This window comes from Porphyromonas catoniae ATCC 51270 (assembly GCF_000565015.1).
GTDB lineage: Bacteria > Bacteroidota > Bacteroidia > Bacteroidales > Porphyromonadaceae > Porphyromonas > Porphyromonas catoniae.
The window spans coordinates 18,613-32,270 of record NZ_JDFF01000025.1 but is presented as its reverse complement, the minus strand read 5'-3'; the positions used below and the strand labels follow the sequence as shown (position 1 = coordinate 32,270).

Below are 13,658 nucleotides of genomic sequence, written 5' to 3'. Positions count from 1 at the left end.
CCCTCAGATAATGCGAACAATGAAAAGGATCCATATAAAGCTCCTCCTCTGCCTTGCACTCACTGGGCTTACGCTCACGAGCTGTCAGAAGACCGAGGACGAACATATAGAGTATATCAGTCGTGATGGCTTCTATTCAGCCCCACGTAGTGTGTACTTCCACTTTACCAGTGCTGATGACCGGATCATACGGGAGAGCTATGGGACACGTCCCGATGCCCTCACCGAGTTCACGGTGAATATCCCAGTACGTCATACGGGCACGGCTGCCTCTACTCCGCTAGCTTTTAGAGTGCGAGTAGATGAAGCTGCCTCTACGGCACGTGTGGGGCAGCACTTCAAGGCATTGGAGAGCCAATATACCTTCGCTGCGGACTCCCTGAATGGGACGTTCCCTGTGACCTTTATCCGTAGTGCCCTCCAGACCGAGGAGGGTAAGGCCGATACGCTCGTCCTAGTGCTAGAGGCTACCTCGGATCTGAGGACAGCCTTCACCGAGCTGAACCGCATCACGGTGACGGCGAGCAATGGGCTGATGATCACACGAGACTTCTGGGTGAACTCTAGCTACCAGTACTTCTGCGGAGACTTCTCTCTGAAGAAGTACCGAGCTATCCTAGCCCGCTACCATCAGGATGAGATGGAGCTCTATGATGCCTTTAGCCATCTAGGTAATGTAGAGGTCTTCTACCAGCTCTTGGTCAATATCGAGGCTGCTCTCAACGAGATCGGTGAGCCCATCCCCGAGGCGACCAAGCGTGCTCTCCAACAATTCAGACAATAAGACACATGAAGCGACAGACATATAAGCTCAGCATAGCGCTCGCCTCCTTGCTTACCCTCGGAGTCGTCAGCTCGTGCTACAAGGATCACTCTACGGGGGTGACGCATCCCCTAGAGGTGGTAGACCCCACTTCGCAGCTGCAGGAGCTCTACGAGGTAGAGTTTGGCTCTACGCTCACGATACAGGCTCCCCAGTATAAGATCACCAATGGGGCAAATGTGACTCCTACGATCGAGTGGGAAGTGGACTACAAGAAGGTCTCTACGACCAGCACGCTCGCCTATACACCGACTAAGAGCTCGGACTATGGTATTCACCCTGCTCGCCTCAAGATGCAGACCCCTGATGGTACCTACTACCATCGCTTCCGCATCCGTGTGAACTTCAAGTATCGTGAGGGGCTCTATGCCCTCACACAGCAGTCGGGGAAGACGGCTGTCGGCTACTACCCCTTCGGGCAGGCCGCCAATCCCGTTGCGGATATCTTCACCGAGGGTGGCGTAGATCGTGACCTAACGGGGACACCACAGACGCTGAATATGTTTACCCATACCACGGGGGCAGGCAGGACGACCAACTACCTATTCGTCGGTGCCGATACCTGGGGCTATAGAATGAATGCAGACTCTCTGAAGGTCATAGGCTCTCGTATGAACTTCAATGGGCATACCGTCCAGGCGAATGCCTTCTCCCCGCAGGACCTCAATGAGTACGTCGTCGCTGGGGGTAACCTCTACACCGTAGGTCTACAGACGACGCTCCCCCGCCGTCTGAATGACGCTCGCCTTCGGACTGCCTTCTCCGGTACGCTCCCCGTCCTAGCAGGGCGAATCAGTGTATGGCGCAATGCCATCTACTCGGGTGGCTTAGTGCTCTTCGATGAGACTACGGGTACAGCCATCGTGCTGGAGCTCGCTGGCTCGGGGAATAAGGTCTATCCCTTCAAGGCCACCTACAGTGAGCCCGATCCCTTCACTGGACAAGACGTATCTGTCACGGGCAATCCCTTCTCAGGAAGTACCCTCCTTGATATGTCAGGTACTACGACGATGAGCCATGTAGCTCTGCTGACACATAGCGCATCCTCGAGTGAATATACCCTAGCGGTGATCGAGCCTAACCTTTTCCTTAGCTCCTCCAAGGCTGGGACAAGCTACCCCATGCAACGTATCATCTACAAGGGGACAGACAGCCCAACTCACCTCGCTCTGCGTCCTGAGCATAACTCGGCCTATGTAGCTGCTGGCAACAAGATCTACCTCTATGACCTACAGCGTCAAGTCACCTCCTCCCCCGAAGCCTACATCACGCTCGGAGCTTCAGAGACGATACAGAGTATGGTGCTCTCTGGAGGGACACGTCTCTACATCGCTACCTATGACGGCTCGGCAGGAGCGGTCTATAGCTATGATGTCTCGGGTAGTACCGCTCAGCAGCTCTGGCGAGATACCTCGCTGGGCAAGGTGACGAAGCTCGTCTACAGAGAGCCCCGTTAGTATTCCCATCAGTATTGTCCTTCATAGGTGAGGCTGTGTCGTAGGCTTTCCTTAGCACACAGCCTCGCCTCTGCACGAGCCCTACGACCATGGCTATTACAGGCTCTAGAGCTTTCGTCACAATTCTCTAGAAGACTTCTTCAAGACCTCTAGAGAAGCAAAGGGGAAACTCTAGAGAATCTGGGCGGAAGAAAACGAGGCATTGGCGCGATATTGGGACAGACCTAGAGTCAGGGATGTCATCCCCTAGGGTTTACAGGCAGAGGAAGGGAAATATAATAGTTAGTGACACAAGCAAAATCACAAATACAATAAACGATAGATTCATGCACAAGAGCAGCATTCGCACCCTCGTGGTGGCTCTATTCCTACTGGGTGGCTACACGCTCTCCGCCTCGGCTCAGATCGACACACTCAAGACCAAGCCCAAGGAGGTAGAGAAGAAGCAGGAACCCAAGAAGGAAGAGAAGAAAAAGGAAGAAAAGCCGGAGAAGGAAGAGAAGAAGAAAAAGGAGGAGACCCCGTACACCAAGTTCTTTAAGGACAAGAAGGTGGAGAGTGCCCGTGGCAAGTTCGTCTCCCTCCACAAGATCGACGGCGAAGTCTTCCTCGAACTTCCCACGAAATACCTAGGACAGGAGCTGATGATGGGGGCGACGATCACCTCCACTACCGACCCTGACTATCTAGCTGTGGGGTCGAAGAACTCCGCTCCCTTCGTCTTCAGACTGGAGAAGCAGGACAGCGTCATCGTCATGAAGGCTCCCAATACCCTCGTCTACCGCAGGGATGCCTCCCGTCAGCTACAGCAGGCCCTTGAGCTTAACTATCGTGACCCTGTGGTCATGTCCTTCACTCCGAAGGTCTACACTGCCGATAGCTCTGCCGTAGTGCTCAGTCTTAACTCGCTCGTCACGGAGAGCAATCCTTTCTTTGAGATTATCCCCAAGGAGCAGGGACCCTTCAAGCTATCCTCATCCCGCAATGGTAACCTAACCTTCATCCGAGGGCTAAAGGCTTTTGATACCAATGCCAGTGTCAAGGTCGAGATGAACTTCTCCGTAACGGCCTCCCTGATGGGCGTGCTAACCGTCGCCAAGGATATGCCCCTCACGGCAGAGGTTACCTATACCATCCTTCCGGTGAAGCCCTCGCAGGCTATCCCTCGTCTAGCCGATGCCCGTGTGGGCTATGAGACGTCACGTAAGGTCTCCTTCCCCGACTACCTCGACCAGAGTGAGCCTGTGTACCTTGCCCACCGCTGGTGCCTCATCCCCAAGGACAAGAAAGCTTATGCAAAAGGAGTACTCGTAGAACCTGAGAAGAAGATTACCTTCTACCTCGACAACACTTTCCCCGCTACCTGGGCAAAGGCTGTGAGGGAAGGTGTATTGAGGTGGAATAAGGCCTTTGAGGCAGCGGGTTTCCGCAACGTGATCGAGGTACGAGACTTCCCTCGGGACAAGAACTTTGACCCAGACAACCTCGAATACTCCACGATCCGTTACATACCTAACTCGCAGGAGACCGTCTCGGGTGCCTCATGGTTCGACCCACGTACTGGGGAGATCTTCAATGCCTCGCTCCTGATCTATAACAACGTGGAGAACCTCATCCACAAGCAACGCTTCATCGCCACTGCTGCCATCGACCCCGCAGTACGTAGCTCACGCTTGCCCGAGGACCGCTTCCTCGAGTCGCTCTCTGCCCTCGTCACGCAGGAGGTAGGGAAGACCCTTGGCTTGCTCAATAACTATGCTGCCTCCACCGCTTATTCGACTGCGAACCTTCGCTCTGCAAAGTTCACGAGTGAGTATGGACTAGCTCCCTCGATCATGGATGGTGAGTTCTACAACTATGTAGCACAGCCTAGCGACAAGGGTGTCCGTCTCATCAACAACGTCCTCGGCGAATACGACCGCTACGCCATAGAGTGGGGCTACCGCTACTTCCCCGAGGAAGAGGGTGATCCCGCCCGTGAAGCCAAGCGTCTGGTAGAGTTTGTCAATAAGAAGGTCGCTAACCCCATCTACCGATATGCCCCAAGGCAGACCTACTCTGTAGACCCAACTGTCCGTACCGAAGACCTCGGGGATGACCACCTGATGAGCAGCACGCTTGGGATGAAGAACCTTGCGATCATTCGTTCGCAGCTCGGCCAGTGGATCCAGAACGACCCCGACAGTCGCAAGAAGAAGGCGATGTACCTCACAGTCGTCCAGCAGTACTACCTCTACCTCAAGAATGCCATGTCACTCGTCGGAGGTGTGGTAACCCGTGAAGCTCGTCTGTCCACAGGCCTTCCCCGCTACCAGGTTGTACCTAAGGCCAAGCAGCGCGAAGCCTTCCAATGGATCCTAGCGGAGGCTAAGCGCTTCCAGAGCTATGCCGATCGTAGCCTAGAGCGGAAGCTACCGATGGATGTTAGCTACTTTGACCAGCTACTGGAGTTCATCAATAACGACATCCTCAACCTACGTGCCCGTATCATCATCGCTTCGCAGGTAGATAAGAATAGCTATTCGCTCGGAGAGTACTTCGACGACCTCTACAAGGCTATCTTCGCCTCCACTATTGCGGGGACAGCCCCCAACCACATGGAGCGCTTCATGCAGCGTAACTTCATTGACAAGGCAGTAGTTGGTGCTACCAACGCCCGCCAGGCTACCCCCAACATGCCCTATGGCTTCACCAGCGGGCCTATGACGATGGATATGCTTCGTCTCAGTGCCTCTGCCCCTACAGACTTCTCTACGCTCCTCAGCAGAGGTCGTCTCAGCTACGGCGGTGGCGATCCCTCGGCTAACATCTATCCGATGGCCAATGTCCCTGCCCTCGACACCTCTGACCAGTACTTCTACGCAGCACTGGTGAAGATACGTCCTATCCTAGAGCAGCGAGCCAGCTCCACCACCGACAGAGAGCTACGTGCACACTACCAGACACTAGCCTTCAAGGTCAAGAAGCTCCTCGACGATAAGAAGTAGTAGACCAGGATACGAATAGACATGATGAAGAATAGATCAATCGCCCTGCTCCTCTTAGCCGGGTGCCTCACACTCGCTCCTCTCTCGGCTCATGCAGGCATCTTCGACTTCCTTAAGAGGAAGAAGAAGCCAGCCAAGACGGAGAAGCCCGTAGAGAAGACCCCCTACGAGCGTATCCTTACCTCTGGGAAAATTGTCTCCGCTAAGGGGGACTTCCTCACGCTACACAAGACGGATAACAAGCTCTACATCGAGCTACCCGTCAAGACGATCGGCAAGGAGTTCCTCATAGCTGCTACCCTCTCCTCTATCTCCAACCCTCAGCTGGGGATGGTAGGCTTCAAGAACGGCAACCCCATCCACATGCGCTTCGCTCAGAAGGATAGCGCTATAGTGATGGAGGCCATCAATACTGAGCCCTACCTCACCCCAGCCACCGAGAAGGAGCTACGGCCACGTATCGCCTCAAGCTACACGGACCTAGCCGTATATAAGTTCCCCATCAAGGCTTGGAACAAGGACAAGACCACCGTGGTCTTCGATGCCTCCTCCCTCTTCCTAGAGGATCAGAAGTATCTGCCCCTCATGGCTAAGAGCCTTGGTTCATACAGCGTGAACTCCAGCCCACAGCGTAGCCTAACGCATATACGGGAGATCAAGTCTTTTGAGGACAATGTCTCCATCAAGGTTGATCGTAGCTACCGCATCACGCTCTCCTCGTCACGTGGGGGCGGTTCGCCACTGAAGGACTATCCCGTGACCCTCGGGGCGACCTTCACGCTACTGCGCCTGCCTGAGCAGCCTATGACCCCTCGCCTAGCTGACACCCGTATCGGGGTCTTCCAGATCAGCAAGGGGGCATATAACCCCGAGAGCCAGCAGTTCGAGTCGGCACGTTTCGTCAAGCGTTGGCGTCTGGAGCCTTCGGATGTCGAGGCCTTCAAGCGAGGCGAACTTGTACGCCCCAAGAAGCCCATCGTCTACTATGTAGAGAATACCTTCCCCCCAGTCTGGAAGGAAGCTATGAAGGAGGGGACACTACGCTGGAACAAGGCCTTCGAGCTCATCGGCTTCAAGGATGCGATCGAGGTGCGTGACTTCCCCACCGATGACCCTTCCTTCGATCCCGATAACCTCAAGTACAACTGCATCCGCTACGTCCCCATCGCTACCGAGAACGCCATGGGGCCCTCTTGGTCTGACCCTCGCACAGGAGAGATCATCAATGCCTCTGTACTTGTATGGAGCGATGTGTCTAAGCTCAATAACAACTGGCGATTTATCCAGACCGCACAGGCTGACCCAGCCGTACGTGCAGTGAAGCTACCCGATAGCCTCATGTCCAAGTCGCTGAAGTACGTCATCGCCCACGAGATCGGCCATACACTTGGCTTCATGCACAACATGGCTTCCTCGGCGGCTTACACCATCGACTCCCTGCGCTCTCCTTCCTTCTCCGCTACGCACGGTACGACGCCCTCCATCATGGACTATGCTCGCTTCAACTACGTCGTGCAGCCCGGAGACAAGGGTGTGAGCTTCGATCCTCCTACCGTAGGGACGTATGACAAGTACGCCATCGAATGGACGTATAAGTACTTCCCCGATACGAAGGGTGATCTCATTGAGGAGTCCAAGCGTGTCTCGGCACTGATCGACAAGCATGCCCACGACGCTGAGTATCGCTATGGGGTACAGCAGATGGGGGATCGTCGCTATGACCCCTCCGCTATCGAGGAAGACCTATCGAATGACCCTGTCAAGGCAAGTACCCTAGGCCTCTCCAACCTCCGCTATATCCTCAGCCACCTAGACCAGTGGTTCCCCAACGATGACGAAGCAGAGCACCGTGCTACCCTCTACGAAGGGATCGCCAATCAGGCTATGCGCTATGTCTCCAATGTCTTCCTCAACGTCCCTGGGATCTACCTCTATCAGACGAGCGAAGCCTCTGGTCTACCCCGCTACAAGGTCGTACCGAAGGCCGAGCAACGTGCCTCCGCCATGTGGCTCCTAGACCAAGCGGTCTCGATCGATAGTATGCGCAATGAGCCACTAGAGCATACGATGAATGATGTCGCCGCCGACTCTCCCTTCGTGCGCCTAGGTGCTCTCACTCGAGCGATGGCTATCCGCAATATTGCCAACCTCAACCTCTCCTACTACCTAGACTCCACCTCCTACTCGCCCCTCGAGTATGCGGACGATGTCTACGCTCGTGTCTTTGCCAAGACGGAGCAGGGTAAGGAGAACCTCTCCTTTGAGGAAAAGCAACTGCAGGACTACTTCGTGCGCTACCTCATCGGCTACGCCTCTGACCTTGCTCCTAAGGGAGGCGGTCGCTCCTCCCTCTCCATCGCAGAGCTCACAGGCTTTGCAGAGCCTACGGAGCAGGTGCGCACAGAGGGTATGACAGACGAAGAGTTCATCTCGCTCCTGCCTCAGCAGGCTCCACACATCTGCTCCTATGCGCCCTCGAGCTCAGCTGATGCGCATGGGCACTCAGGGGTAGGCTTCCTCAACTTCGGGAAGAGCTATGGCGAACCAGAAGACCTCTTCACCAACGCCATCAATACGACAGAGTCGCTCTACCTCCCACTGCTCTATCGTACGCAGGAGCTCCTGCGTCGAGTAGCGCCCAAGACGGCAGATGCGACCCTACGTCAGCACTATGAGTTCCTACTGCGTAAGCTCGACCAGATCACGAAGTAGGCTTATTTAAAAACAAACCAGAGGCTCGCACCTACACATTTATACTGTGTTGGTGCGAGCCTTTTACGTTCTCTTCTTTCCCTCCCTCTCTTCTTCTTGCGCTGTGGTTGTAATCTTTTGTCCATCAGCTTGTTGCTCTTCTGTTTGGATATGCCTGTTGCGAGTTACCATAACTCGCTTTAACGAGTTATGGTAACTCGTTGTGGAGAGTTGTGGTAAGTCGTTAAAGTGAGTTATGGTAACTCGTAGAGACGAGTTATAGTAAGTCGTTGGCATCGCTCTTTGATGGAGATGTTATTCTTTGTTGTAGAGAGGGTTATGATGGTGTATCTTGTCCTTGTTTTTATCCATGAAGGGGCAGGCCTCCTTGAGCGAATCCAAGGCGTATAGACAAACTGTTTTCTTTTTCTATATTTGGAGCGAAATAGATGTGACTAGATACCACTGATGTGCCTCAAGCGAGAGGGCATCAACGCCCCTCCCTCCCGATGATACCTAAGAGGGGCAGCACCACGGATTGAAGCCCAGTCCGTGCTATACCAATTAACATTTTCATAAGACACAAGTGTATGAAGAAAACATTCACCTTTAGGGCTGTCTTGGTCAGTTGGCTACTGATTTTGACTACCTATCTGGCCCCAGGGCTTATGGCACAGGGGTTGACCATCCACGGCAAGGTCGTAGACGCTAAAAACGAGCCTGTCGTGGGGGCATCTGTTGTAGTCAAGAAGGACTCTTCTCGAGGTACAACGACCAATATCAATGGTGCATTTACCCTCTCGGGCATTGATCGCAATGCGACGTTACAGGTGAGCTTCATTGGGTTCAAGACCCAGGAGGTCGCAGTAGGAGGACGGACTGAGCTCAATATTGTATTGGAGGAGGACTCAAAGCTCCTAGATGACATCGTTATCGTGGGCTATGGCACGCAGAAGAAGGTAAACCTCTCTGGCTCTGTGGCAGCCCTCGACCCAAAGCAGATACAAGCTCGCCCAATCCAAAACCTAAGTAACGGGCTACAGGGGCTTGTCCCTGGCTTAACGGTCACGGGGACCAATGGTGCTCCAGGGCTAGACAATGGTAAGATACGTATACGTGGGACAGGGACACTGAACAACGCTAGTCCCTACATCCTCATCGATGGACTAGAGTCAGGTGCCCTCAATATGCTCGACCCAAATGACATCGAGAGCCTCTCCGTCCTCAAGGATGCTGCCTCCGCTGCCATCTACGGCTCGAAGGCTGCTAATGGAGTCATCCTTGTTACAACCAAGAGAGGGAAGAGTGGAAAGGCTCGGATCAGTTATTCGGGGAGTGCTGGGATGCAAAGCGCAACCCGTCTGATGGAGCGTATGGGGTCCTATGAGTATGCTAAGCTCTACAATGAGGTGAATAAAGCTGCTGGTAAGCAAGAGCCTTTTACCGCAGATGATCTCCAGAAGTTTAAGGACGGGAGTGACCCAGAGGGCCATCCAAATACAGACTGGTATGGCTTAGCTTTCCGCACCGCCCTCATGCAACGCCATAACATCAACATCAGTGGTGGTACAGATCAGGTTCGATACATGGCCTCCGTTGGCTATCTAGGCCAGTCGGGGATTCTTCCCAATGCCAAGCGTAATCAGTTCAATGCACGTACGAACCTAGATATGAACCTAAGCAAGGTCTTCACGGCTCGTATCGGTCTCTCGTACATCAAGAACAAATACGCTGATCCCAACAACTCCTATGTGTCCGGTGGATCCGATCAGATCATTCGCCAGCTCAACATCGTCGCTCCATGGATCTTGGGGCGCAGTAAGGACGGTAAGAGCTGGGGAACGACAGGTGATGGTAACCCTCTGGCTTGGCTAGACTCTGGGCAAACAATCGATCGTGATAACCACAACGTGTCTGCAACGGGTGGTGTAGATCTACGTCTCGTAGATGGGCTAACCCTCACGGCGAATGTAGCTTATGCTGCAAATCTGCAACACTACAAGGCTTTTGTCCAGTACATCAAGTATAATGCGTCCAAGGAGTCAGAACCCAATAAGCTAGACGAACGCTATTACCTTTGGACGCGAGCAAACTTTGACGCACTAGCTAACTACACGAAGAGCTTTGATAAGCACAACCTAAAGGCTCTTGTCGGTTGGCATGCTGAGGACTTCCGTACAGAGCTCCTGAAGGGTGTCCGTCAGAGCTTCCCTTCTAACGACCTTACAGACCTTGACGCAGGCTCTGCGTCTACGCAACAGAACGAAGGGAGATCAGGACAGCTGCGTATGCTCTCTTGGTTCGGTCGTCTCAACTATGATTTCGATGGGAAGTATCTACTAGAGGCAAACTTCCGTGCTGATGCTTCTTCGCGCTTTGCAGAGGGACATCGCTGGGGCTATTTCCCCTCCTTCTCTGCTGCTTGGAGGCTATCGAAGGAAAACTTCATGAAGTCCTTTTATCCTGTACTTAGCGATTTGAAGGTACGTGCTTCATGGGGGCTCCTCGGTAATCAGGAGGCGCTGGATGACTACTATCCTGCTACTAGTACATACAACATTGGGCGTACCTATCCCTTTGGCGGTAATCTATCTTCGGGCTACGCACTCACAGATCCTAAGCTCTCAGACATTAGCTGGGAGAAGAGCCGAAATATCGGTGTCGGTCTGGACTTTGCCTTCTTCTCTGGTCGCCTGACAGGGTCAGTCGATTTCTATAGCCGTAAGACAACAGGCATCCTCATGAAGGTAGATGTGCCCGTGGAGTTCCCATTGAAGCCCTATGTACAAAACGTAGGGTCAATGGAGAATAAAGGGGTAGAAGTATCTCTGCAGTATCAGACAAACATTGGCGACTGGACACTTGGCGTAGGTGGTAACTTCACATACAACAAGAATAAAGTCCTGAATCTGGGAGACAATAAGTACATGAATGGTTCTATAGGGAACACACGTAATGCACTAGGGCGACCCTTCGAGACCTACTACCTCTATAAGGCAAATGGTCTCTTCCAGTCCCAGGAAGAGGCTGATGCTTTCGTTGCGAAGTATGGTACACCCTTTGGCTCTCGTCCTAAGGCTGGGGATATACGCTACGAGGATGTCAATGGCGATGGTAAGATCAATGGTGATGACCGTGTCTATACCAGCCCCGTTGAGCCAGCATATACATTTGCCCTTAACCTAAATGTGGGCTGGAAGTCCTTTGACCTTTCAGCTATGTTTAGTGGTGTAGCCGAGGCTTCTCGTTACTTCTCTGGTGAAGTGTTTGGTACGTTCTCTGGAGACACAGGGCATCCATCTACTGTCTGGCGTGATGCATGGCGTCCTGACCACACCTCGGGGAAGATGCCTCGTGCTTACCTAGATGGTACTGCGCGACACAATGAGGTCGCTTCTACCTTCTGGCTACAGAAGACGCACTACCTCCGTCTTAAGAATCTCCAACTGGGCTATACCCTACCGAAGAGTCTACTTCAGCATTGGGGCGTATCCTCTGTACGTGTGTACTATTCGGCAGAGAATCTTTTCACGCTCGACAACATGCGTGGGAATATAGACCCTGAGGCTACGAGCCAAAGACTATCCTCTTACCCACTGCTGCGTACGCATTCCCTTGGGCTAAATGTTTCCTTCTAACTATGTTCACGACGATGAATAACCTATATAAATGCCTGCTTGTAGGAGCACTCATGATCGGTAGTGTCTCTTGCTCAGGTTTCCTTGATACAGCCCCTCGCAATCAGCTTTCACCCCAGACAACTTGGAAGACTGCTGATGATGCAGAGAAGTTCCTCGTTGGATGCTATGATGGTTGGGAAGACGGAGGTACGCTCCTTTATATGGATTGCCTCTCCGACTTCGGCTATAGCTTCCATGCCCATGAAGGTTTCAACATGATTGGGAATGGGACGATGACACCCAGCGCTCCAGGGGCAAGTTTCTACAACTATAGCATTATCGGCAGATGTAATCATTTGCTAGACAAGATTAAAGATATCCCCTCGATCTCTGATGCTCAGCGTAAGTCCATCGTTGCACAGGCTAAAGCAATACGTGCCTACCAGTACTTCACACTGAACTTCCTCTATGGCGGTGTTCCTATTATTGAATTCCCCGAGACAGCAGAGCAAGCTCAGGTGCCACGTAAGAGCGAAGCTGAGGTGCGTACCTATATCGCTAAGGATCTGGATGAGGCGATAGCCGATCTTCCTAATGAGCCTGCAGCGCGAGGTCGCATTGCTAAGGGTGCAGCCCTTGCGATACGTATGCGTGAGGCTCTTTACTATGGGGATTGGCAGATAGCAAGGGATAAAGCGAAGGCGATTATTGACCTTGGAGTCTACCAGCTAGAGCCAGATTATCAGAAGCTCTTCACAGTGTCAGGACAAGACTCCAAGGAAATCATTGCAGCAGTGCAATATGTTGAGACGACACGTCCGCTATATACCAGTATTGGCTCAATGCTCAATAATGCTGTCGGAGGATGGTCTTCAATGGTTCCTACAGCCAATCTTGTGAACACCTATGAGATGAAGTCTGGGCTTACGATTGATGATCCTAGTTCGGGCTATGATCCTACGCACCCATTTAAGGATCGTGATCCACGGCTTGCGATGACGGTGTGCTTCCCTGGTGCTAACTATATCGCTCCATTACCCTTAGGGGGGACTAAGATCTATAATACATTGGATAGAGAGTTGTCCTCCAAGCCTAACCCAGATTATCCTACGGCTGCCAATAATAGCTCTAAGACAGGTCTTACTTGGAATAAGTACACCTATCCTGCTGATCAATACTCTAATGTGTGGAGTGCGAATGCCTGTCCTATTATTTTCCGCTATGCTGAGGTGTTGCTCTCCTATGCAGAGGCTGAGAACGAATTGAGTGGTCCGTCGGCAGATGTCTATGCGAAGATCAACCTCGTTAGGCGAAGAGCTGGTATGCCTGCTGTAGACCAGTCTAAATATGGCACGAAGGAGACGCTCCGTGAGCTCATTCATCGTGAGCGTGCTGTCGAGTTCGCTGGCGAAGGGCTACGTCGTGCAGATATAGTTCGCTGGAAGACTGCTGATGGAAAGTTGCTTGCCGAGCGAGTGCTAAACGGCCCTCTAGAGCGTATGGTTGGTACGGTTAATATGTCGGGTACTGATCCCTACACTCGTGCTACGATCAATCCTAGTGCATCTGCAACGGAGAAGCTCGTTGAGACACGTGTATTCCGCCCTCATAACCGCTACCTCCCGATTCCTCAGTTTGTGCTAGACCGTAACCCGAAGTTCGGGGCTAACAACCCTGGTTACAACTAGGGAGAGTCATCGCACAAGAAGGTATATTGCTAGCCCCTGCATGTCACTTGATATGCAGGGGCTAGCTCGTCTTTGGGGTGGCTAATCTAATATCATGGAAATCCGCATGCCCTAAGGCTAAGGTCATAGCCCATGCTCGGCTGGGTCATGCCGTAGATGTAGATCCAACGTGAATTTGGGATAAGGATTGAGAGCTACATTGTTGCCATTAGCTTAATGTGTAGTTTTGGCGATGATATACCTATATATTAAGTGGGGTAAATTGTTGTGGCAGGATGCCTACGGGCTGCTTGTTCAACATGGAGCCTACCTTCAGCCTATTATAGGCTTTCTGCTGATGGTATTAGTTGAGTATAAAACTTGGTTGAAGCCGAAGACGTGTCTCATGCTTC

6 protein-coding genes are annotated in these 13,658 nt (G+C 52.6%); all 6 read left to right on the top strand.

Annotation, left to right across the window (positions count from 1 at the left end; genetic code table 11):
- The first annotated feature begins 19 nt into the window (after positions 1–19).
- The 6 genes from HMPREF0636_RS07665 (at position 20) to HMPREF0636_RS07640 (ending at position 13,266) form a co-directional block, all read left to right on the top strand.
- The gene (locus HMPREF0636_RS07665; RefSeq protein ID WP_162147898.1) at positions 20–784 is read left to right on the top strand and encodes a DUF4843 domain-containing protein; all 765 of its coding nucleotides are present in this window, start codon (positions 20–22) and stop codon (positions 782–784) included.
- A 5-nt stretch (positions 785–789) separates the two neighbouring features.
- Positions 790–2,280: a hypothetical protein gene (locus tag HMPREF0636_RS07660; protein WP_044169594.1), complete on the top strand. Its 1,491-nt coding sequence runs from the start codon at positions 790–792 to the stop codon at positions 2,278–2,280.
- Positions 2,281–2,606: 326 nt separating this feature from the next.
- A complete protein-coding gene (locus HMPREF0636_RS07655; RefSeq protein ID WP_052328797.1) occupies positions 2,607–5,267 on the top strand; it encodes a zinc-dependent metalloprotease in 2,661 nt (886 codons plus the stop codon).
- A gap of 21 nt (positions 5,268–5,288) precedes the next feature.
- Positions 5,289–7,979 carry a zinc-dependent metalloprotease gene (locus HMPREF0636_RS07650; RefSeq protein WP_052328796.1) on the top strand — a complete coding sequence of 897 codons (2,691 nt, stop codon included), beginning with the start codon at positions 5,289–5,291 and terminating at the stop codon, positions 7,977–7,979.
- Positions 7,980–8,548: 569 nt separating this feature from the next.
- Positions 8,549–11,596 carry a SusC/RagA family TonB-linked outer membrane protein gene (locus tag HMPREF0636_RS07645; RefSeq protein ID WP_081748435.1) on the top strand — a complete coding sequence of 1,016 codons (3,048 nt, stop codon included), beginning with the start codon at positions 8,549–8,551 and terminating at the stop codon, positions 11,594–11,596.
- A 14-nt stretch (positions 11,597–11,610) separates the two neighbouring features.
- On the top strand, positions 11,611–13,266 hold the full coding sequence (locus HMPREF0636_RS07640) for a RagB/SusD family nutrient uptake outer membrane protein (RefSeq protein WP_044169710.1): 1,656 nt from the start codon (positions 11,611–11,613) through the stop codon (positions 13,264–13,266).
- Positions 13,267–13,658 lie beyond the last annotated feature (392 nt).

Excerpts from the sequence above, each read along its gene's own strand:
- HMPREF0636_RS07640 (WP_044169710.1), top strand. The coding sequence starts at position 11,611 with ATGAATAACCTATATAAATGCCTGCTTGTAGGAGCACTCATGATCGGT.
- HMPREF0636_RS07655 (WP_052328797.1), top strand. The coding sequence starts at position 2,607 with ATGCACAAGAGCAGCATTCGCACCCTCGTGGTGGCTCTATTCCTACTG.
- HMPREF0636_RS07650 (WP_052328796.1), top strand. The coding sequence starts at position 5,289 with ATGATGAAGAATAGATCAATCGCCCTGCTCCTCTTAGCCGGGTGCCTC.
- HMPREF0636_RS07660 (WP_044169594.1), top strand. The coding sequence starts at position 790 with ATGAAGCGACAGACATATAAGCTCAGCATAGCGCTCGCCTCCTTGCTT.
- HMPREF0636_RS07665 (WP_162147898.1), top strand. The coding sequence starts at position 20 with ATGAAAAGGATCCATATAAAGCTCCTCCTCTGCCTTGCACTCACTGGG.
- HMPREF0636_RS07645 (WP_081748435.1), top strand. The coding sequence starts at position 8,549 with ATGAAGAAAACATTCACCTTTAGGGCTGTCTTGGTCAGTTGGCTACTG.